The sequence below is a fragment of the Sphingobacterium thalpophilum genome, assembly GCF_038396785.1.
In the GTDB taxonomy this organism is placed as follows: domain Bacteria; phylum Bacteroidota; class Bacteroidia; order Sphingobacteriales; family Sphingobacteriaceae; genus Sphingobacterium; species Sphingobacterium thalpophilum_A.
Window position 1 is genome coordinate 2,760,663 of the sequence record NZ_CP151087.1, and the last position, 22,781, is coordinate 2,783,443.

Here is a 22,781-nt window from a genome sequence, read left to right on the forward strand (position 1 = left end):
GTAACTTTATCAAGATGAATGGAGAACTTTTTCAAAATGAATGGAGATGTTCAGGGTCAAGTCGCAAACTAACAATAAAAGAATCTGGATAATATCTTTATATAGAAGGAATAGCTCATTCTTATTGCGTAGTTCCTAGTAAAGCCAGCTTCAACACCAAACACACGACAACAATGGAAACAAACAAAAAATACAACCCGTTAAGTAAAGAAGAGGAATACATTATTATACATAAGGGAACTGAACGGCCTTTTACCGGCGAACTTTTAGACAATAAGCTCAAAGGAACTTATATCTGCCGCCGTTGTGACAGCCCACTATACCGTTCGGAGTCAAAATTTGAATCCGGCTGTGGCTGGCCAAGTTTTGATGATGAAATTCCTGGGGCAATTACAAGGATCACCGATGCAGATGGCCGCCGCACTGAAATCCTTTGTAGTAACTGTGGCGCGCATTTAGGCCACGTATTCCTCGGAGAAGGCTTTACGACAAAAAACACGCGTCACTGCGTTAATTCTATTTCAATGAAATTTGTAGCCGATACTACGAAGTAGCTTTCACTTTAGTCGACTCACGAACTTTCAGTTCACAAGGCAACACCATTCTACGTGTTGCTTTTATTTTGCCCTGAAGACGCAGCAACAAAATATTGATCAGATTCTCCGCAATGTCCTTGATCGGCTGCGAAACAACCGTAATAGCAGGTTCGACCAGCTTAAAAACCGTATGGTCGTCAAAAGCAATCACCGCCGGCATCGTAAAATTAAATTTTTTGGAAGCCTTCAAACCCGAAATCGCCAGATAGTTCGTAGAGAACAAAACGGCATCCAGTCTGTTTTCACAGATAAACTCCTGCAATAGTTCCATTGCTTCCTCATCCGAAGCATCCATCTGAATCTTTTGAATAAAACTTTGTTGCTTATTATTATCCATAGCCTTCATATAGCCATCTGAACGCTCTTTCATTTGGGTCTGATCCGAATAGAGCGATACAAATCCGATACGTCTATAACCTTGTTGACACAAATGGTTACTGGCATCAAAGGCCCCCTGAAAATTGTCTGCACCAACATAGTCTGTTTCAAGCCCCGGAAAATAACGGTCAAAGAGCACAACCGGAATATTATTCTGCTGCAACTGTTTTACGGTATCTTCCAAACCATCGGAAGGCGTAATAATAAAACCATCTACCTGACGATCGTAAAACATCTGGATTAACTCTTTCGCTTTTTCTACATCATTGTTGGTACTACAATAAATAATACGATAGCCCTGCTCATAGACCTTACTTTCGATCAGACGAGCAATATTCCCAAAAAAGGGATTGGAAATATCTTCGATAATTAAACCCAAAATCTTTGTCTTCCCTGTGCGCAGACTTTTCGCCAATTCGTTGGGCTTATAGCCGACCTTTTTGACATAGTCCAAAACCCGCTTAGTCAAAGCCTCACTAATACGCTTTTCTTTTGCCTTATCATTCAAAATAAAGGACACAGTAGTTACAGAAATCCCCAACGCCTTTGCGATATCACTGATCAGAATACGTTTCTTCATGTAGTAGTAGTAGGTTTGTTAAGTTTTTTATTACGAAGCTTACTAAAGTAAAAAATTTAACGACAATTTACTAAAATAATAATAAAATTGCGCTAAAAGGTTTTATTTACTAATTTTAAGCAGTTTTCAAATACCCGAACAAAACCTATGACAGGAAATAAACTATTCAAAACAGTGTTGGGCACACTAATTTTGCCATTTTGTGCGCAAGCCCAGCAAAATCTTACACAATATGTCAACCCCTTTATTGGTTCCGCGGATCATGGCCACGTGTTTGTTGGTGCCAACGTACCTTTAGGTGCAGTACAATTGGGGCCTACCCAAATTCCACAGATTTGGGACAAGTTCAACGGATGGGACTGGTGCAGTGGATACAATTACAAAAGCCAGGAAATTTTGGGTTTTACCCATACACACCTGAGCGGAACAGGTATCGGTGACCTCAACGACCTCATGATCGTTCCAGCCAACGGAAAATTACAATTAACGCCAGCGGAATTCAATAAAATGAATACAGGTTATGGCTCTTCCTTCAAAAAGGAAAATGAGGTTGCCAAACCCGGATTCTATAGCGCTTATTTAGATGACTATCAGGTACAGGCCAACCTGACAGCAACCGAACGTGTTGGCTATCACCAATATCGCTATGAAAAAACAGACAATGCGCATATTTTGGTCGACTTAGGCTACCATATCAATTGGGATAAACCGACAGACACCTACATCAAACAGGTGAACGACTCGACCTTTGTTGGTTACCGCTTTTCAACAGGATGGGCAGCTGACCAAAAATTGTATTTTGCCATCAGAACTTCCCAGCCGATACAAAAAGTAAGATTTTTTGACGGTAAAGAAGAAAAATTAGGCCAAACAACATTTAAAGGACAGGCAATCAAAGCGGCTTTATTCTTTGATGCTGTTAAAAACAAAACCATCGAACTTAAAGTCGGTATTTCTCCAGTAAGCTCGACCAATGCCCTGAATAATATCAATGCAGAGATCCCGGGCTGGAATTTTGAAAAAGTAAAACAAGAAGCCGATCAGCGTTGGAATAAAACCTTAAATAAGATTCAATTTGAAGCCGACAAAGATACGAAGACAATCTTCTATACGGCATTATACCATACCTACTTCGCTCCTACCATCTTCAACGATGCCAATGGCGATTATTTAGGAACTGACAAACAAGTATACGAGAAACAGGATTTTGTCAACCATACGGTATTTTCGCTTTGGGATACTTACCGTGGCCTTCATCCTTTGATGACGATCTTGGAGGATCGTAAAATCAACCAGGATTTTATCAAAACCATGTTGGCGATCTATCAACAACAAGGTAAATTGCCCATGTGGCACTTACAAGGTAATGAAACCAATACAATGGTTGGATTACCTGCGATTCCAGTCATTGCGGATGCCTTCTTAAAAGGGATTATTGACGAGAAAGATTATCCTTTGGTTTGGGAAGCTGTAAAAACCACAGCCATGGGCAACGATCACGGCCTCAAATATGCTCGTGAACTGACTTATATCCCGATCGACAGCATGCCGAATGAATCTGTAGCATGGGCATTAGAATATGCGATTGCCGACTTTGGTGCCTATAAAATTGCTGAAAAACTAGGTAAAACAGAAGACGCTGCCTATTTCAAAAAACGTTACAAACTATATGAGCAGTATTTTGACAAAGAAGTAGGTCATTTCGTCGGTAAAAAAGCCAATGGCGACTTCCGCAGACCTTTCGACCCATTGATGGCCAAACACCGTGAGAATGATTATTGCGAAGGAAATGCATGGCAATATACCTGGTTAGTACCTCAAGATGTCAAAGGTCTGATCAATCTTTTCGGTGGCGAGGAGAAATTTTTGAAAAAACTGGATTATTTTACGACCATGTCATCGGATCTTGGTGGTGAAGCTTCTCCAGATATTTCAGGACTAATCGGCCAATATGCGCAAGGGAACGAACCAAATCACCATATCCCTTACTTATATGCTTACGCTGGACAACCTTGGAAAGGTGCAGCCTTAGCCCGTAAAGCGATGACGGAGTTTTACACAAACAGTCCAGCTGGTCTATGTGGCAATGATGACGTCGGACAAATGAGTGCCTGGTATGTGTTCTCAGCGATGGGCTTCTATCCACTGAATGCAATGAGTGGTGTTTATGTCTTCGGATCACCGATGATGCAACATGCGAACATCAATTTACCAAATGGCAAAACGTTAGCGATCGATGTTAAAAATCAAGGTAAATCAAATCAATACATTAAATCGATCAAATTGAATGGTAGACCTTATGCTAAGTCGTTCATTACACATGCACAGCTTTTAGAAGGCGGACAGATGGAAATCGAGATGAGTGCTACACCAAACAAAAACTTTGGTAAAAACAAAGCCGATTGGCCTTCAAGTATTGACAATAATTAACTGAAAAATTGTCAGTAAAACATTACTGGATTAATATTTGTTAATACCCTAATAACATATTTAAGGAGAAATAAAACATGGCAGATTACAAAAACATCAATATACAAGATATCCCTGACGGAGGTGATAATCCAAAAGACTTCTATGAAACTTTCAAAGAGCGCTTAGAAGACTTAGAAACATTTCCAAAGGACTATACGTATAAATTTATCTTACCAAAAGATCAGGACCACTTCAATCAGATCCAGAGCGTATTTGATGACACAGGTGCTCAGTTTGACTTCAAGGACTCCAAAACAGGTAAGTATACTTCAATTACGGTAAACTTGAACGTAAAAGACGCCGATCAGGTCATCTACTACTACAAAGAAGTAGCGAAGATAAAAGGTGTTATCATGTTATAAAAGAACAAATCAGACTGTCGAATTGACAGCCTGACTTGTTTTCTGATCTACATATTAACCTAACTCCTCCCTATTTTAGCATAACGACATCAAGCCAATAATCGCCGCTAAATCTTTTACTAGCATAGTGCAACTTGAATAGTTTAACAGCAGTCTCCTCATTTAAAAAATCCAAAATTCGTTTGACATCCCGCCGGGCAGCAAACTGTTTCCAGCTATTTTTCCGATCATAAAAAAAAGACATTTGTCCATTCACGCTATTCCAAGCCCTTCCCAGCGCATATAACTTCGTTTCACTAAACAGTATATTAAAATAGTCTTTATATACCGCACAATCGAGCGTAATCTCTTTATTTTTATTAGCCATCCAGTCAAATCGATACGAACAATACATTGGATTCCCATAGTAAATACCAGGTTTATGGGGAATCTTGGCCTCCTCAAAAAATTGCTTGAGCAATTTCACTACTTCTGGCTCGCCATCGTATGCTAAGGGCACAACACTACGCTCACGACCCATATATAAGGTAAAAGAAGACAGATTGAAGCCCCAGCGTCCTTGATGATCCAATAAAAACTTGGACAAACGCTCCACAAGCGGTGACATCCCACCTCTGAATGAGCCTTGCACGGAAAGTGCTTCAAATGGTCTCGCCTCGTTAAATTTATAAGGGCTTTCATACGCATCCATCACAAAGCGGTTATATTCCCGATCAAAATTAATGTAAAGCTCGTCTCTCATTGAATCTCTGATAGCTTTATCCTTTAAGATTAACCTATTAAGAGGCCAAAATAAATCCTGTTTATAGGACCACAAAATGGCACGATCCAGTGTATAAAACTCATAACGCCCCTTGGGCAAGATCATATTATTTTTAGCTGCATAATGCTGGACAGTGGCAGATAGCTTCTGAAATTTATCCCCATAAGACCGCTGACCATAAACTGACCCATGCATGAGGACAAACACCAAAATCTGACCAGGTTTAAACAGAAACAAACGCAGTATACTTTTCATAGGATAAAGATGTAGGTAAGTCTTATTTTCCATAAAAAAAGCCCGCTTAAAGCGAGCTTTTCATATCATTTGAAAGGAATAAACTTATTCTTGTCCAGCACCAGCTACAGGAGCTTCACCGGCAGGTTTATCCTGCTTTGGTTTGTCTTCTTTCGGAGGACGAGGCAATAACGCTTTACGCGAAAGCTTCATCTTACCTTGTTTGTCGATATCCAACAATTTAACCGTTACTTTATCACCTTCTTTGAAAATACCGTCCATTGTTTCAAGACGTTTCCAGTCGATTTCAGAGATGTGCAATAAACCATCTTTACCAGGCATGATTTCAACGAAAGCACCGAATGGCATAATTGATTTCACTTTACCTTCGTAAGTTTCACCAATCTCTGGTTTAGAAGCGATTGCTTTAATACGACCTACGGCATCATCGATAGCGGCTTTATTATCTGCGAATACTTGAACAACACCTTTGTTATCAACTTCTTCGATCGAAATTGTAGCACCGGTCTCACGTTGCATCTCTTGGATAATTTTACCGCCTGGTCCGATTACAGCACCAATAAATTCTTTATCGATCAACAATTGAACGATACGAGGTGCATGTGGTTTGTAGTCTTCACGTGGAGCAGAAATTGTTTTCTTCATTTCACCTAAGATGTGTAAACGCGCTTCTTTTGCTTGATCCAAAGCTTGCGTCAACACTTCCCATTTCAAACCATTGATTTTTAAGTCCATTTGACAAGCAACGATACCTTTTTCTGTACCAGTTACTTTAAAGTCCATATCCCCTAAATGATCTTCATCACCTAAGATATCCGATAAGATCGCGTATTTACCAGTTTTCTCATCAGAAATCAATCCCATGGCAATACCTGAAACTGGCGCTTTCAATTTCACACCGGCATCCAAAAGTGCTAATGTACCAGCACATACCGTAGCCATTGAAGAAGATCCATTTGATTCCAAGATATCAGAAACAACACGGATCGTATATGGATTTTCACTGTCTGCAGGAAGTACCTGTTTCAATGAACGCATAGCCAAGTTACCGTGACCAACTTCACGACGGCCAGGACCTCTATTAGGTCTTACCTCACCTGTAGAGAATGCAGGGAAGTTGTAGTGAAGAATAAATTTGTTATAACCGTTGATAAAAGCACCATCAATCATTTGCTCATCGTCTTTAGCACCTAAAGTAACCGAAGTCAATGATTGTGTTTCACCACGTGTGAATACAGCCGAACCGTGTGCAGCAGGCAAGTAATCTACTTCAGACCAGATCGGACGTACAGTACGTACATCACGGCCATCTAAACGCATACCTTCATCCAAAACCAGGTTACGGACAGCATCATACTGAACATCGTGGAAATATTTTTTAAATAAGAATGCGGTATCATCATCCAATTCCTCGGGCATTGTTGCTCTGTACTCTTCCGCGATTTTTGCGAAATTCTCAGAACGGTCATGTTTGGCAGAAGCAGATTTTGCAATAGCGTAAACTTTATCGTAAGTAGCTGCAAAAATAGCATCTCTCAATTCAAGGTTTTCAGGCTCGTGGTTATACTCACGCTTCACAGTTTTACCAACTAAGTTAGCCAGTTCTACCTGAGCAGCAACTTGTTTTTTGATAGCTTCATGAGCAAAAGCAATTGCTTCTACCATTTCAGCTTCAGAAATTTCTTTCGCTTCACCTTCAACCATACCGATATCCTGTGCCGAACCAGCAACAATAAACTCTAAAGTTGCATTTTCAAGCTCAGACAATTTTGGGTTGATCACTAACTGACCGTCAATTTTCGCAACACGAACTTCAGAAATTGGTCCATTGAAAGGAATATCAGAAACAGCAATAGCTGCAGAAGCCGCCAAACCTGCTAAAGCGTCAGGCATAATATCTTTATCTGCCGAAATCAAGCTGATTGCAACTTGTGTATCTGCGTGATAATTTTCAGGGAACAAAGGACGTAATGCACGGTCTACCAAACGTGAGATCAATACCTCATAATCTGACAATCTAGCCTCACGACGTAAGAAACCTCCTGGAATACGGCCAGTTGCCGCATATTTTTCTTGATAATCTACAGAAAGGGGTAAAAAATCAACGCCAGATTTCGCTTCTTTAGCTGAAACAACTGTTGCAAGCAACATCGTATCACCTTGTTTTAATACTACAGCCCCATCAGCCTGTTTTGCCAATTTCCCTGTAGACAATTCGATCTGGGTGCCATTACCCATATCGATGGTCGTTTTAATTTCGTTGTAATTCATTTAATCTTGTTTGCGACATGCTTTTCATCTTGTTGGCAGCATGCCAATATTTTAAATACATTAGATTTCAGCACAAAGGTAAATTAAAATATTAAGATTAATGCAATTCACAGCAGGCTAAATCATCAAACCCTCGGAATACGGTAGCAATTGCCCCAGTCTGTCAGCCAATGAATCGATTGAAGTCTTCTCAAGTTCTCTTACTTTTTCGAAAAAGGCCTCCAAAGGCCGATCATTTATAAAGAGGAATCTAGCCTATTGCGCAGTATAAAACAATATAAGACAAATATAAAACATGGCTATCATTTTCGGAGATTCCTCGGTGCTTCTTCGGTACTTGTTCGGAGCTTGTTCGGTACTTCTTCGGTTGGAAGCGAAGAAATAGCGAGCAAGCTCCGAGGAAAAAGCAATTAAATAAAGACTAAATAGTGAAACTGAAGTAAGGGATAAATAGGCCAATGTCGTCCGCTAACCTAAGAAAGTCCTGAACAACTACAAAAGGCCATGACGAACAGAAAAAGACCATGCTGACGCGAAAAATACAATAACAATTCGGGCACGATAAACACAATAAAAAAAGCCATCCAAAAATTGGATGGCTTTCTTAACACCTTTGTATTAAAGCTTATTTGATAATATCACGTAAACCTAGACCTTTAATGATCGCACGGTAACGGTTGATATCTTTTTTGTAAAGATAAGCTAATAATGAACGACGTTTACCTACTAACATTTGTAGGGCACGTTGTGTACCGAAATCTTTTCTGTTTTTTTTCAAGTGCTCAGTTAAGTGAGCAATTCTCTTAGTGAATAAAGCAACTTGACCTTCAGTAGATCCTGTGTTTGTAGCTGATCCAGCAAATTCTGCGAAGATATCAGCTTTGTACTCTTTACTTAAATACATTTCCTGAATAATATTAAAGCGTTAAAAATTTTATTAATTGGCTGCAAAGATAGCAAAAATCTTCGGTTGCCAAAAATAATTTAATAAGCAAAGGTTCAGCTACTACTAAACCTTTACGTAGATTTTCTTCTTGTCCAACCAATAGCAGATTACCCACATCAACGTTAAGAAACATAGCGAATAAACAAAAGAACCAACTTCTGGTATCCCAGGCACTTTCGCGCACACATATTTATAAAACCAGGCAAAAGCGTCGAGGTATTTTTGTGTACCATCTTCTTTTACACCATCAGGAATACGGAACAATCCTAAGAAGCGTGGTAGAATACCGCTCAATACAAAGATGAATAACGGATTTTTACCAAAAACATCAAAAAACTGTGTCAATTTATTTTTGACGCCCTGCACTTCAATAAACCAGATCATACCACCGAGTGTCATGGTTGCCAAACCTGTTGTATAGAGCACATAGGAACTCGTCCATATTTTTTTATTGATCGGAAAACCCAAGGCCCATATCCAAGCCAGTACGACCAAAATAAATCCGGTCACAAACATTCCCGCCAGCAATTTAAAATGAGGTTCACTTGAGGCCGGTACTTTGGACCACAGCCAATCCACCTGACCTTGCTTTTTAATAAATACACCAACTAAATAGCCAAAGACGACCTGAACAATTGTCGGCAAGGTACTCATCAGCCCTTCAGGATCAAATGGCACCCCCTCCCCTTTGTAAACATGCGGCAAACCTAGGATTGCTATATCATACTTTGTACCGAACCAGCCCTCCAAGCTATAGGGATCTGCTCCTCCGGCTATTGCACAGATTGCCCAATAGAACAACAGTATGATTGCTGAGATCCAGATGATGGTTTTTTCTTTAAAATAATAAGCTAAAATCGAAGCAAAACAATAAGCAACTGCGATGCGTTGGAGTACACCGAAAATCCGGATTCCCCGGCTCGGATCCGTTCCGTCTACCCATTGCTTAAAAACCAGCTCCGCACCATCCCATTTCACAAAAGGCCACCAATTGATGAAAAGTCCAATCGCAAAAATGAGGACCGTCCGTTTAATTACTTTTTGCCAAAATACTGCAGGTCCCGCCTCCTGTAAACGAGGTATAACAAAAGACATGGCATTACCTACTGCGAAAAGAAAAAAAGGAAAGACCAGGTCTGTAGGTGAACATCCATGCCATTCTGCATGTTTTAGCGGTGCAAACATATGAGCCCATGTCCCCGGATTATTCACCATAATCATCAGTGCCACAGTAGCCCCACGAAAGACATCCAAGGAGTAATAGCGTTGTTTCATAATCAGATTGTATAATTAAAAGGTAAATATAACGTATTTAACCTTCATTTTTATGCGCAATCCACAATTTAATGGCATAAACAGGAAGGCAGATTGTTAAAGAAAAAATAAAAAAAACAAAGCGTAGCGGCAACTTTTTAAAGTTTTTTAAAAAGTATTTTGATCTTATATACGATTTAACATATCTTTAACAAAAGTTTAATCAACTTTTAGAAACCACACAAACTGATGGAAAAAGAAATACTGAAAATCCTTTATTTTGATTCTGCGCTTTCTATTGCAGAGCTGGTCAAAAAACTCGCCAAGAGTACACCTTCCATCACAAAAATAATCAATCGTTTACTCGAAGAAAAGATAATTGTTGAATGTGGTTTTGCGGAATCCACTGGTGGAAGACGTCCTTTACAGTTCGCAATTAATCCAGCGCTGAATTTTTATATTTTAACGATTTCAGCCGATCAGCATTTCTCTACATTTACCATTACAGATCTCAATCAGCAAAAAATCATCGAACACCGCGATATTCCTTTAGAATTAAAGGCTAGCAATTCTTCTGATTTACTATTGGGTGAAATTGAATCGATTTTAGAACTGTCAGGAATCAATAGAAATAAAATAATTGGCATTGGTCTTAGCATACCAGGATTTGTAAACTCCGAGTTAGGTGTCAATGAATCTTATCCCCATAATCATCCGCTATATCGCATAAAAGATAGCATAGAAGCAAAATATCAGCTATCTACTGTCATAGAAAACGACTCCAGATGTATCGCTATAGCAGAGAAAGAATTTGGGGCGGCTAAAGGTATTGATCATTCGCTGATTATCAACTTAAATTGGGGTGTAGGATTGGGTATTATTATTAATGGCTCTGTTTTTAAAGGAGAGTCTGGTTTTGCGGGAGAATTTAGCCATATCCCACTTTCGGATGACAACACCTTATGTTCTTGCGGAAAAAGAGGGTGCCTTGAAGTGGAAGCGTCGTTGGATGCTGCCATTCGAAGAACGGAAGCTGATATCCAAAATAACGAATATTCAATTTACAGCACCTTTGTAAAAAGCAATCTCAACAAAATAGATGCTCTAATTGAGGCGTCGCATGTAGGGGATCAAATTGCGATCAATAATTTAGGAAAAATAGGTTACATGCTGGGTAAAGGCATATCAACACTCATCCATATTCTTAATCCAAAACAAATTATTGTCAGCGGAAGAGGTGCAGAATTAGGAAGGATTTTGAATCCGCAAATACAAATTGCCATCAATGAATTTTGTATCCCTGAGATTGCAAAAACAACGAATATCCAGATGTCAGCTTTAAACAAACACGCACAAATCAAAGGCACTGCAGCAATTGTAGTCGAAAACCATATCAATAAAATTTTAATTTAATAAATAACCACACTAATCATTTACTTATTGTAATTCATACTAATCATTAAAAAATGAGTCTATTTTACAAAAAAGCAACAGGTATAGCATTGTGTACGCTATTTAGCGCCACCTCGCTTTACGCACAACAAACCATTACTGGTACAGTAACAGACGCGAAAGGTCCTGTTTCAGGAGCGACAGTTTCTGTTAAGGGTACTACCAAAGGAACCCAAACAAATGCAAGTGGAGCCTTTACGATTCAAGCCGCTCCGGGAGAAGTATTACGTATTTCTATTGTCGGTTACCGCACGCAAGAAATTACGGTTACTTCTGCTAAATCGATTAAAGTCTCCTTAACTGAGGATGCTTCAGCATTAGATGAAGTTGTTGTAACTGCGATGGGTATCAAGCGCGACTCTAAAGCCCTAGGATATGCTGTAAGTACCATCAAAGCAGAGGAAATTACCAAAGCGGGAAATACAAATATAGGGTCAGCCTTATATGGTAAAGTGTCAGGAGTAAAAATAACAACGGCACCTGGCGGAGCATCAAGTGCTGTGAATGTTCAAATCCGTGGCATTAACTCCCTAAATTATCAACGTCAACCGCTATATGTTGTAGATGGTGTAATTATCCGTAATGATGAACAATATGGAACTAAAGGAGCCAACAACAACAACTATTGGGACGATCAACGTATTCGTGGTAATGGTATGTTAGATATTAATCCTGCGGATATTGAAAGCATGTCTATTTTAAAGGGGTCCGCTGCAAGTGCACTATATGGTTCTGATGCAGCAAGTGGGGTTATTGTCATCACAACAAAAAAAGGAATTAAAGGTAGAGGTTTAGGCATTGACTTTAACTACAACGGTTCTATCGAACGTGCCGCATTCTTACCTAGATTCCAAAATATTTACGGTCCTGGTTATGATGCTGCAACAAACATCGCTAATGGTGCCGATGCCGAAGGTTGGATAGCAGATAAAGATTCGCCCTCAGGAAGACGTCCATATTTCCGCTCATATGGAAACTTCGGACCTAAATTCACAGGTGAAGAAGTAAGATGGTGGGATGGTACGACCAAGAAATACGAAGCCCGCGAAAACAACTTCAAGGACATATTCGATTTAGGTTACAACTCGAACATCAACTTTGCCATTTCCAATCAAACTGACAAAGTGAACTATCGTCTGAGCGGTACGCGCATGGATTACAAAAGCACCAGCCCAGGTTCAAAACAAAGCAGAAACACATTCAACCTAAACAGTACGGTGAAGATGCACGAGAAATTATCACTAGATCTCGTCGCTAATTATACAAACACAAAAACACATAATCGCTCTGCCTTACTTGGACAAGTATTAGGCTCCTATGGGGGATTTTTCAGCCGCACAGAGGACATGTCGGTATTAAAGGAAAAGTATCAAACTTCCGATGGTTATAAATATTCGGCTGTTGGTACTGGAAGAGACGAAGATTTCAAATATTCCATTCGTCCTTACAATTTATTAGACTATTTCTGGTCGCAGAAGAAAAATAATTACGACGAGACAGAAAATCGTTTGTTAACAAGTGCTACATTGAATTGGAACGTAGTAGACCACCTTAAATTAAGAGGAAGAATTGGTAATGATTTTACTTCAGCAGCCATTACGAACCAACAATACAATGAGTATGCTACACGTTATAACTCGACATCCAATAGTTCTGGTGGGTTCTCAACATCAAAAGGACTTTATTCCATATTATATGGTGACGTGTTAGCCACCTACGCTAACAAAATTAATAGTGACTGGGATTATAGCGTAAGTGCCGGCTTCCAGTCACGGGAAGAAAATTATGATGACCAATCATCAACAACACAAGGTGGCCTTGTAAAAGAAAATTGGTTTAGTATCAGCAATAGTTACGCTCCCGCGACAACAACGAATGAACGAAAGAAAAAAATTAAATATGCTTACTTCGGAATGGCCAATATCGGTTATAAAGGCTTTGCATATTTGGATGGAACCTATCGCTCGGAGTATTCGTCAACCATGCCTCCTGGCAATAACAACTATAAATATGGTTCGGTTAGCGGAAGTTTCATTTTTAGCGATGCTTTAGGCTTAAAATCTCAGAATTTCAATTTTGGTAAATTACGTGTTTCCTATGGTATTGTCGGAAATGATGCTGGAATCTATGTTGCAAATGTAGCAAACAGCCAAAATGCTATTGCCACAATCAATGGTTCTGTCCCTTCTTTAACTTATAGTGGCAGCTATGGTAATTTGGGCCTTATGCCAGAAATGAAGTATGAATGGGAATATGGCTTGGAATTGAAATTCTTAAAAAACAGATTAGGTTTAGACGTCAGCTACTATGACAACTATATTGATGATCAAATTTTAAATCTAACAACTGAAGCATCTGCCGGTGCAACTTCTCAATGGACAAATGTTGGGCGTATTTCAAATAATGGTCTTGAAGTTTCGTTAACAGCAACACCTATTCAACGTGAGAATTTCAGCTGGAATACCCGTCTAAACTATTCTTTCAATCGCACAATGGTAGATAAATTAAATAGTGGGGGCGATATGTTAACGTTCTACAGTGCGGATGAAAACTCCCTTAAAGTGGTCGCTGAAGTCGGTAAAAAATTAGGTAATATCTATGCCTACGATATTGCCAAAGACGAACATGGAAATAACCTAATATCTGATGAAGGCTATTATGTTATTGACAAAACGAAGTACAAATATGTAGGGAATATTTTACCAAAAGCAATTGGTGGTATGACCAATACTTTCAATTACAAAAATTGGTCATTGGATTTTACAGTTGATTATCGTCTTGGAGGTAAAATGGTTTCTGAAAATCAAAAATATGCTATGGGTACTGGTGCCTATGAAAACACCCTGGAGTACAGAGAAACTGGAGTTACTTTGGATGGTGTGAATCAAAATACGGGTGCTAAAAATAACGTGCATTTGAGTGCAGCAGAATACTATATGAACACTTTCGGATGGGGAGCAGACTCGTGGACAGAAAAAGGAGCAGTATACGACAACTCGTTTGTCAAAATGCGAGAACTGTCTGTTAGCTACCGAATTCCATCCACTGTTACTCAAAAACTCAAATTAAATAACGTGAGAGTTTCTCTATTGGGTAGAAATCTATTCTACTTCTACAGAACTCTGAAAAATATTGATCCAGAATCACCAGTTGGAAATCAGTGGTGGTCACAAGGTGTAGACGTGGGTTCCAATACAGCAACAAGAAGTTTTGGTATATCATTGAATGCTAATTTTTAACCTTATTAATCATGAATAAGTCATTTTATATATTATTATTTTTAACGTTATCAACCCTTGGATTTACAGGTTGTAAATCCAAAATGGAAGATGCATTTAACAATCCCGATCAAACAACAGAGGCTAGCATTCCGGGGTTCTTTGCGGATTTGTTAAACAACGATAGAGTTCGCCCATCATATTGGCATTACAGAACATTTATTCTATCCAATCAAGCAATTTATACGCAAACCGTTTCATTTATACCGGGAAATACAATGTATCAACCTGGAGACAGCTATTCCTATGGTTATTGGACAGATTTTTATGCTCCCGGAGTACTTGGTGTCTATAGAAAAATGGAAGCTGCATACAATGCCTTAACACCAGAGAATAAAGCCAAAGAAGAAATTTTCCTTCAAGCAGGTAAAGTTGTTCTTTACGATGAAGCATCGAAACTAATCGATAATTTTGGAGATATACCATTTTCAGAAGCAGGGAGTTTACCATTAACGAGCATTGCTAAAAAAGCCAAATTTGATGATCAAAAAGAATTATATTATTCTTTTATAAATGATCTAAAAGCAATTAACACTTATTTTAGTCAAGCAGCTACTACTGGTGATTTTTCAAAATTCGATATTTTAAATAGTGGCGGGATTGACAAATGGAGACGTTACACGAACTCTTTACGTCTACGTTTGTTAATGCGAATTTCTAATGTAGATGAGAGTAAAGCTAGAACAGAAGTGTTAGAAATGTTGAACAATCCATCTACTTACCCTCTTGTAGACGGTGCCGCTAACGCAAATTACCTACCTGGAACAACAGACATTTTGCTTCAACCACTGACAACGAATACGACGACATTGCGTGATGCATTAACAGAAGGAAATAATCAATACGCAACGGATTATATGTTAAATAAAACAATGAAACCTGCTAATGATCCCCGTATACCTGTATTCTACGACAAATTTGGTGTAACTAAAGATAAAGTATTTACACCGAATAAGGACTATAATGCCATGCCTATCACCTTTACGGAGAACGATATCTTAACAAACTATCAAAAATATGCTGTATTAGATTCGGCCACTTTCTTTGATAATGCAAAACTACCTGGCATCGTTGCTACTGCCTCTGAAACAAACTTTGCAAAAGCGGAGGCATATCTGAGATGGGGAAGTGACACTGACGCAAAGGCGGCCTATAATCTGGCACTTAAACAGTCCGTTACGTTTTACTATTACTTGAACAAGCTAAATATTTCAGGTATAAAAACAGAAAATAAACCTAGTGACGCTACGATTACTAATTTCGTAGACAATTCAACAGCCACTTATAGCGGAACTTCAGCTGCGAAATTAGAATTGATTTTAACGCAAAAATGGGTTCATTATGGATTTTTACAAGCGCAACATGCTTGGTCAGAATATAGAAGAACAGGTTATCCTAAAATCACTGTTTTGACAGCTGGACTTGCTAACTATGCTACTCCGCCATTAAGACTTCTTTATCCGACTGGGGAAATTTCTGTAAATTCTGAAAACTACGAAGCTGTTCGTTCGAAAGACACAAGAACAACTAAAATCTTCTGGGACGTCAAATAAATAATCGCATATTAAACGAATAAAATCTCGCGACAATTGCCCTTAGATTTATGAAAGAGCCTGGTATTTCCAGGCTCTTTTATTTTACCAGTATATCAAACTATACGGACAGCAATAAGCGCTACATCACTAAAAAAACACCTATTTAACGAGATGATATTCGAAATTTTTCCCTAAAATATCATTTAAAATTATAGCAATTTCGTTACAATAGCCCACCAACCTTTCTTCTTTAGATAAAAAAAAGAGCCTTCTTTTGACCAAAAACTCATTATCATCAAATTCTTTTTAAAAATTTTAAAAAGAATTTTGAACTTAACACAAAGTGTATTTATCTTTAACATACAATGCTTATAAGAATCTAAACATATTGATCAACTATAAGCAAGTTACTATGAAAGACCAAGCCAGATGAAATGATTTTTATCGGCCATTATTAAACTTAGAGAAAACCAATATTTATACTAATACAATTGAACTAAATTATGGGCGGCGAAATTTTGAGAATTTTGTATTACAGACCGATGCAACCGATTGCAGATATTGCAAATTCTTTATCGAAAAGCATCCCCTCTGTCACCAAGCAGATCAATGATCTCTTGACAAGGAATGTTGTTGTCGAAAAAGGTTATGCAGCATCCACCGGTGGAAGAAAAGCCATACAATACATGCTTAATGAAAATTTACAGCAAAGTATTATTAGCGTGTCTATCGATCAATTTTATACATCCATATCTTCTTCAAATCTTAAGGCTGAAACAATTTCGTCGCAGAATAATATTCCTATTGACCTTAGAGATAAGGAGGCAACCGCGTCCATTCTGGAGGCATTAAACAATTTTATTATTTCCAACAACATTGACATTACGCAAGTAATCGGTATTGGAATAAGTATGCCCGGTTTTGTTGATTCGGAAACAGGTCTCAATGAATCATACAATGAGGATTCGCCCTTATATAACATTCGAAAACTATTTGAACAAAAATTTAAGGTTCCGGCCATCATTGACAATGATTCACGTTGTATCGCCTTAGCGGAACGAAAATTTGGTGAAGCAAAAGATTCATCTCACTCACTCGTGATCAATTTAAACTGGGGAGTAGGCTTAGGAATACTCATCAATGACGATATCTTCAAAGGAACCTCGGGTTATGCCGGTGAATTTAGTCATATTCCACTTTCAGACACATTAACCTTATGTTCATGTGGCAAGCGGGGCTGCCTTGAAGTGGAGGCATCCATTAGTGCGGCCATTCGAAATACCGAACGGGACATACAAAATGGGGAATATTCCATTTACGATAAACTAGCCCATGAACACATCAATAAAATCGACGCATTAATTGAAGCTGTCCAAATCGGAGATCAAGTAGCGATCAACAACATTGGAAAAGTCGGCTATTTGCTAGGTAAGGGAATTTCGACATTAATACACATTCTAAATCCCGATAAAATAATCATCAGTGGCCGTGGCGCAGAAATCGGGGATATTCTGGCACCTCATATTCAAGTGGCCATTAATGAATATAGTATTCCGAAAATTTCAAGGAAGACAACGTTGGCAATTTCCACACTGCATAAAAGGGCACAACAAAAGGGGACAACTGCCTTAGTCATCGAAAAATATATTACTAACATAATTAACTAACGTTTTTAACAAACACCTAAAACATGAGTCTATTTTACAAAAAAACTGCAGGATTGGCGCTATGTACACTTTTCAGTGCTACATCGCTCTATGCGCAGCAAAGCATTTCTGGAATAGTTTCAGATGCTAATGGACCAATTTCTGGCGCCACTGTCTCCGTAAAAGGAACCAGCAGGGGTACACAAACTGGCGGCAATGGATCTTTCACAATCCAAGCTTCAACTGGTGAAACTTTGCGTATCTCCATGGTGGGCTACAAATCTCAAGAAGTTGTGGTTGGTTCCAACAAAACAATTAATGTAAGCTTAACCAGTGATCAATCTAACCTTGAAGAAGTTGTTGTTACCGCCATGGGTATCAAAAAAGCACCTAGAGAGCTTGGTTATGCCATGAGTACGATTGATTCCAAAGAACTAACAAAAACCGGTTCACCAAACTTTGCGGGGGCACTGTATGGTAAAGCACCGGGCGTACGCATTACAACTGCTCCAGGTGGAGCGACCTCAGGGGTAAATATCAATATCCGTGGTATTAACTCTATCACAGGAGGTTCACAACCATTAGTCATTATTGATGGGGTACCTATGCGCCAAAATAAATTTGATAACTCCAATTATTGGGGCGACCAACGTGCTCGTGGTAATGGCCTTGAGGATTTAAACCCTGAGGATATCGAAACAGTATCCATTTTAAAAGGAGCCTCAGCTGCTGCATTATATGGATCTGAAGCAATGAATGGTGTTGTCCTTATCACAACAAAATCAAATAAGGGTGGTACAGGCTTTTCAATTGATTTTAATGCAAACTATACACATGATCAAATTGCTTACCTACCCAAATTCCAAAATGTACGTGGGCCAGGTTATAGCTTAGCTTATGCAAATGGAGGACAGGCAGAAGATAAATTTTTCTATTATGGTGCTGATCGGGCTGTAGATGGAGTTACAAGAGGGGTTTTACCTGCAACGGTAAACTTCGGACCTAAATTTGACGGTTTACCAACGGTGACCTGGGACGGTAAAGTGCGGCCTTATGAAGCTCAAAATGCTTATGGAAAGTTTTTCAATAATCCCAACAACACATCTCTTAATCTCGCCTTAGGCCACGCGACAGAAACGTCAAATGTTCGTTTCTCCCTTACTCGTCAAGATAATCAGATGACGTCGTTCGATTCGTATAACAAAAAGAACATCGTCAATTTTAACTCAACATTTAAATTGTGGAATAAACTAACAACCGATGTTGTGGTTAATTATATCAATCAGCATACGCATAACAGACCTTTTATGACGGACCGCTTGATTAACAATTTTACGGGGATGATTTCGACTTTTGACAACCCAGACTGGTATGCAGATCGGTATCAAACGAGTCTAGGATACAAATATGTAACAGGAACAAATCAAAGTCTTACCCCAGGTGAAAATCTAATCCACAACGGATATAAAGTCGATGTATTAGATTACTATTGGAATACGCGAGCTAAAACAAGTGACGAATATTCAAACCGCTTAATTGGTTCATTTACCAACACTTACCAAATAACAGACGACTTATCTGTTCGTGCTAGATTCTCTGCTGACGTTACATCAGCACGATTTGAAGACCGAAGCCCTAATCGCTTCCCATTACTTTACGGTTTTGACACCGAATCAGGATTTACGACAAAAAATCAAAATCAAAACATTTATTATACCGACCTCCTTGCGTCCTATAAAAAGCAAGTTAGTAAGGACATTAAGTTAGGAGCTGCAGTAGGCTATACCGCGACAAAAAATCAAGATTTTTCGGTTAGTGGCTGGACTAACGGTGGATTATCTCAACGCAATTGGTATGATCTATCAGCCTCTGTTAATGATTCCAGAAGCTCACAAGCTAGAATTTGGTCATTAAGAGATGCGACCTTTGGAACTTTAAATTTTAGTTTTAAAGATTATTGGTATGTAGAGGGCACATTACGCCGTGAGCTTATTTCACAGATGCACCCAGATAACAATGTTTTGTATTATCCATCCGTCAACTCAAGTTTAATCTTATCTGATGCGTTTAAACTTCCGGAAATCTTCGATTATGCGAAATTAAGAGGTTCATGGGGAATTGTCGGAAATTATCCCAATATTTTCCAAAGTGCCTTGAGCTTTTCACAAAAAACACTGGGCGATCAAGGAACAGGATCTGTGATTTATACACAGGTTCCAACATCCGGCTTCGGAAATGAGCGCATTAAACCTGAGACCAAGCATGAAATCGAATTTGGTTTAGAAACTAGATTGTTAAAAGGCCGATTAGGATTTGACATTACTTATTACAATGGCCAAATCAAAGACCAGATCCTAGATTTTTCTTTACCAATGACGACTGGCGCTAGCTCTATTGTTGCAAACGTAGGTACATTACGTAACAAAGGATGGGAATTTGTTGTTAACGGTACTCCAGTTCAAAGCGAAAACTTCAAGTGGAATACAACCGTCAACCTTGCTTTCAACAGAAACAACGTAGAGCAATTAGCGGGCGGTGCAACCGAATTAGAGCACCGATTTATTGATGGTGATGCGGCTAAGATTATTTCCAGAGTTGGAGAGCCGTTGGGTGATATTTACGCGCGGCCGGTAAAAACAGATGATCAAGGACGAATGGTTGTTGACGCAAATGGTTTATATCAATTGGATAATACAACGTATAAAAAAGTTGGTAATGCCATGCCTAAAGCAATTGGTGGCTTCATCAACTCCTTTAGTTACAAAAATTTCACTTTGGACGCTCTAATTGACTTCCGCTGGGGAGGACATATTATGCCTACCGGTATCAACTGGATGAAAAGTAGAGGTTTGCTAGAAGAAACCTTAGAGGGTATGGACGCTGAACATGGTGGATTGAGCTACTACTTGTCCGGAGGAAAAGGAATCGCTACCACTGGCTCCACTGGACCTAACGGAGAAACGGTTTATCATGATGGTATGTTATTGGATGGGGTTTTATTAGATGGTACTAAAAACGCGAACATCATCTCGCAAGCGACCTATTTCAATTCAACCTATAACTGGGGTGGCCCACAATATGGTGGAAACTCTCGTTATGAACTTTATGTAGAGAAAAACAACTATATCAAGATGCGTGAACTTTCGCTCGCATATAGGCTTCCGAAAGATTTCGCTCGCAAGTTAAAAGCGAAAAACATCAGTTTATCGGCCTTTGGAAGAAACTTGTTCTTCATCTACAGAACGGCTAAACACCTCGATCCTGAACAAATGACAGGTGGTTCACACTGGTCACAACAAATTACCAATGCTGGTTCAGGTCCAGCAACAAGAACTTATGGTTTAATGTTACGCGCAAGTTTCTAAAATTATGAAAATCAAAAAACACATCTTACTTGCTGGTCTATGTGCCGCGGGTATTACAGCAATAACCTCATGTAGTAAATCATCTTTTGATGAGTTATATAGAGATCCAGGAAAAATAAGTGAAGTGTCAGCCGACAAACAGTTTGCGGGAATTACCTATTCCTACAGAGAACTGGTTGTCCCAAGTTACTGGAATTACTTTGTTATCCTCCGATCGACTGCTAATCGCTATGTTCAGGCTACGGGATGGGCAAATGAAAATAATCAATTGATACCTGGAGGTGCTTCTACCCAGGATCGTTGGAATACTTATTATGCAGGTCTTGCACAATACAGAGAATTTGAAAAAGTATATACAGCACTGCCAGAAGCAGAGCGAACTCAGCTACGCATATTTTACCTTGCAGCGAAAATTTTCTTTTATGATCAAACGCAACAGGTTGTTGATTTACATGGAGATATCCCTTGGTCGCAGGCAGGCATGTTGAGTACCAATGGTGGAAATTATCCGAGCTCGTATGCTAAATATGATACTGCAGAAGATATTTATAAAACGATGCTGGATGACCTAAAAGCCATCAGTACCGAGCTTAATACGCTGCCAGCACTAACTTCAGGTGTTTCTACGTCTTTTAAAACACAAGATTTAATCAATAAAGGTGATATAACACTATGGAAAAAATATTGTAATTCCCTTCGCTTACGTATGTTGACTCGCGTAAGTGCTGCCTCAACATTTACAGCAAGAGCAAACCAAGAGTTGGCCGACATCATTGGAAATCAGTCAACCTATCCATTAACTCTCACCAATGCTGATAATATTGACATTAGTGTCTTCAATTCGGGATCCGATATCAATGCGAGAGGATTTAGAGATGGTTTAGAAAGCTGGAATGCCAATATTGCCGGGAAAGTGATGATTGACAACATGGTTTCAAAGGCAGATCCGAGGTTACCATTTATTTTTGAACCTGGACAAGGTGCAAATGGGGCCTATATTGGACTAGATCAGTCTTTAACGAGTGCAGAACAAACTGCTTTGATTTCCGGAACACCAGCTAATCCGAGTAAGATTGCCATCTATAATCGTTCTACTTACTCGAGAAATGAATATTTTCCAGGGTTACTGATCACGGCATCGGAAGTCAATTATTTACTGGCTGAGTATTACAACAGGACTGGAAATAATGCGGCTGCAAAATCAGCTTTCGAGCAGGGCATAAAACAATCCATTGCACTATTCCCTGCGATTAGGGCATTAAGCAAAGACAATACGACCACTGCCGCAGCGCAACCAACAGATGCTCAGATTAACACCTATATCTCAAATATTGGATGGGGAACAAATAATATTCAATTAATCGCTACTCAAAAATGGTTGCATTTCAACGTTATTCAACCTTTACAATCCTGGGCAGAAGTAAGAAGATTAAATTACCCAGTATTTACCTTTAGAACAGAGGTATCCGATATTCAAAAAACTGTACCAACGCGATGGAATATTCCAGCAACAGAAGTGAATTTAAATGGAACAAATTATGACGCTGTAAAAAGCAAAGATAAGCTTGATACCAAAATCTTCTGGGACGTTAATTAACGTAATTAATTACATCTATCTATAAGAAGGC

Annotated in this window: 14 protein-coding genes; 9 read left to right on the forward strand and 5 right to left on the reverse strand. The window is 39.0% G+C overall.

Features of this window, described 5'->3' with window-relative positions; genetic code table 11:
• The first annotated feature begins 110 nt into the window (after window positions 1-110).
• Window positions 111-554 (forward strand): methionine-R-sulfoxide reductase, encoded by a 444-nt coding sequence (locus AACH28_RS12285; RefSeq protein ID WP_407073647.1) that lies wholly within the window; start codon window positions 111-113, stop codon window positions 552-554.
• On the opposite strand, the gene AACH28_RS12290 is transcribed toward AACH28_RS12285, so the two are convergent.
• Window positions 544-1,554 carry a LacI family DNA-binding transcriptional regulator gene (locus AACH28_RS12290; RefSeq protein ID WP_312350683.1) on the reverse strand — a complete coding sequence of 337 codons (1,011 nt, stop codon included), beginning with the start codon at window positions 1,552-1,554 and terminating at the stop codon, window positions 544-546. The genes AACH28_RS12285 and AACH28_RS12290 overlap by 11 nt on opposite strands.
• Before the next feature lie 147 nt (window positions 1,555-1,701).
• On the opposite strand from AACH28_RS12290, the gene AACH28_RS12295 reads away from it, so the two are divergent.
• Both AACH28_RS12295 and AACH28_RS12300 read left to right on the forward strand, forming a co-directional pair.
• The gene (locus AACH28_RS12295) at window positions 1,702-3,984 is read left to right on the forward strand and encodes a GH92 family glycosyl hydrolase (protein WP_341833049.1); all 2,283 of its coding nucleotides are present in this window, start codon (window positions 1,702-1,704) and stop codon (window positions 3,982-3,984) included.
• 77 nt (window positions 3,985-4,061) lie between these two features.
• A complete protein-coding gene (locus AACH28_RS12300; RefSeq protein WP_046674143.1) occupies window positions 4,062-4,388 on the forward strand; it encodes a DUF493 domain-containing protein in 327 nt (108 codons plus the stop codon).
• A 70-nt stretch (window positions 4,389-4,458) separates the two neighbouring features.
• Here the strand turns inward: AACH28_RS12300 and AACH28_RS12305 are convergent, their stop codons facing one another.
• The 4 genes from AACH28_RS12305 to AACH28_RS12320 all read right to left on the reverse strand — a co-directional run bounded on the left by AACH28_RS12305 (window position 4,459) and on the right by AACH28_RS12320 (window position 9,898).
• Window positions 4,459-5,406: a hypothetical protein gene (locus tag AACH28_RS12305; protein ID WP_341833050.1), complete on the reverse strand. Its 948-nt coding sequence runs from the start codon at window positions 5,404-5,406 to the stop codon at window positions 4,459-4,461.
• Window positions 5,407-5,490: 84 nt separating this feature from the next.
• Window positions 5,491-7,677: a polyribonucleotide nucleotidyltransferase gene (gene pnp / locus AACH28_RS12310; RefSeq protein WP_075991035.1), complete on the reverse strand. Its 2,187-nt coding sequence runs from the start codon at window positions 7,675-7,677 to the stop codon at window positions 5,491-5,493.
• A gap of 625 nt (window positions 7,678-8,302) precedes the next feature.
• Window positions 8,303-8,581: a 30S ribosomal protein S15 gene (rpsO, locus tag AACH28_RS12315; RefSeq protein ID WP_046674145.1), complete on the reverse strand. Its 279-nt coding sequence runs from the start codon at window positions 8,579-8,581 to the stop codon at window positions 8,303-8,305.
• Window positions 8,582-8,686: 105 nt separating this feature from the next.
• A complete protein-coding gene (locus AACH28_RS12320; RefSeq protein WP_312350820.1) occupies window positions 8,687-9,898 on the reverse strand; it encodes a heparan-alpha-glucosaminide N-acetyltransferase domain-containing protein in 1,212 nt (403 codons plus the stop codon).
• A 228-nt stretch (window positions 9,899-10,126) separates the two neighbouring features.
• Here AACH28_RS12320 and AACH28_RS12325 point away from each other — a divergent pair, with 228 nt between their 5' ends.
• The 6 genes from AACH28_RS12325 to AACH28_RS12350 all read left to right on the forward strand — a co-directional run bounded on the left by AACH28_RS12325 (window position 10,127) and on the right by AACH28_RS12350 (window position 22,750).
• Window positions 10,127-11,290 (forward strand): ROK family transcriptional regulator, encoded by a 1,164-nt coding sequence (locus AACH28_RS12325; protein WP_312350819.1) that lies wholly within the window; start codon window positions 10,127-10,129, stop codon window positions 11,288-11,290.
• Window positions 11,291-11,343: 53 nt separating this feature from the next.
• On the forward strand, window positions 11,344-14,568 hold the full coding sequence (locus AACH28_RS12330) for a SusC/RagA family TonB-linked outer membrane protein (protein ID WP_312350818.1): 3,225 nt from the start codon (window positions 11,344-11,346) through the stop codon (window positions 14,566-14,568).
• An 11-nt stretch (window positions 14,569-14,579) separates the two neighbouring features.
• On the forward strand, window positions 14,580-16,160 hold the full coding sequence (locus AACH28_RS12335) for a SusD/RagB family nutrient-binding outer membrane lipoprotein (RefSeq protein ID WP_312350817.1): 1,581 nt from the start codon (window positions 14,580-14,582) through the stop codon (window positions 16,158-16,160).
• Between the two features lie 485 nt (window positions 16,161-16,645).
• Window positions 16,646-17,809, forward strand: a complete 1,164-nt coding sequence (locus AACH28_RS12340) for an ROK family protein (protein WP_120333534.1) — start codon at window positions 16,646-16,648, stop codon at window positions 17,807-17,809.
• Between the two features lie 23 nt (window positions 17,810-17,832).
• On the forward strand, window positions 17,833-21,153 hold the full coding sequence (locus AACH28_RS12345; protein WP_341833051.1) for a SusC/RagA family TonB-linked outer membrane protein: 3,321 nt from the start codon (window positions 17,833-17,835) through the stop codon (window positions 21,151-21,153).
• A 4-nt stretch (window positions 21,154-21,157) separates the two neighbouring features.
• Window positions 21,158-22,750, forward strand: a complete 1,593-nt coding sequence (locus AACH28_RS12350; RefSeq protein WP_120333536.1) for a SusD/RagB family nutrient-binding outer membrane lipoprotein — start codon at window positions 21,158-21,160, stop codon at window positions 22,748-22,750.
• Window positions 22,751-22,781 lie beyond the last annotated feature (31 nt).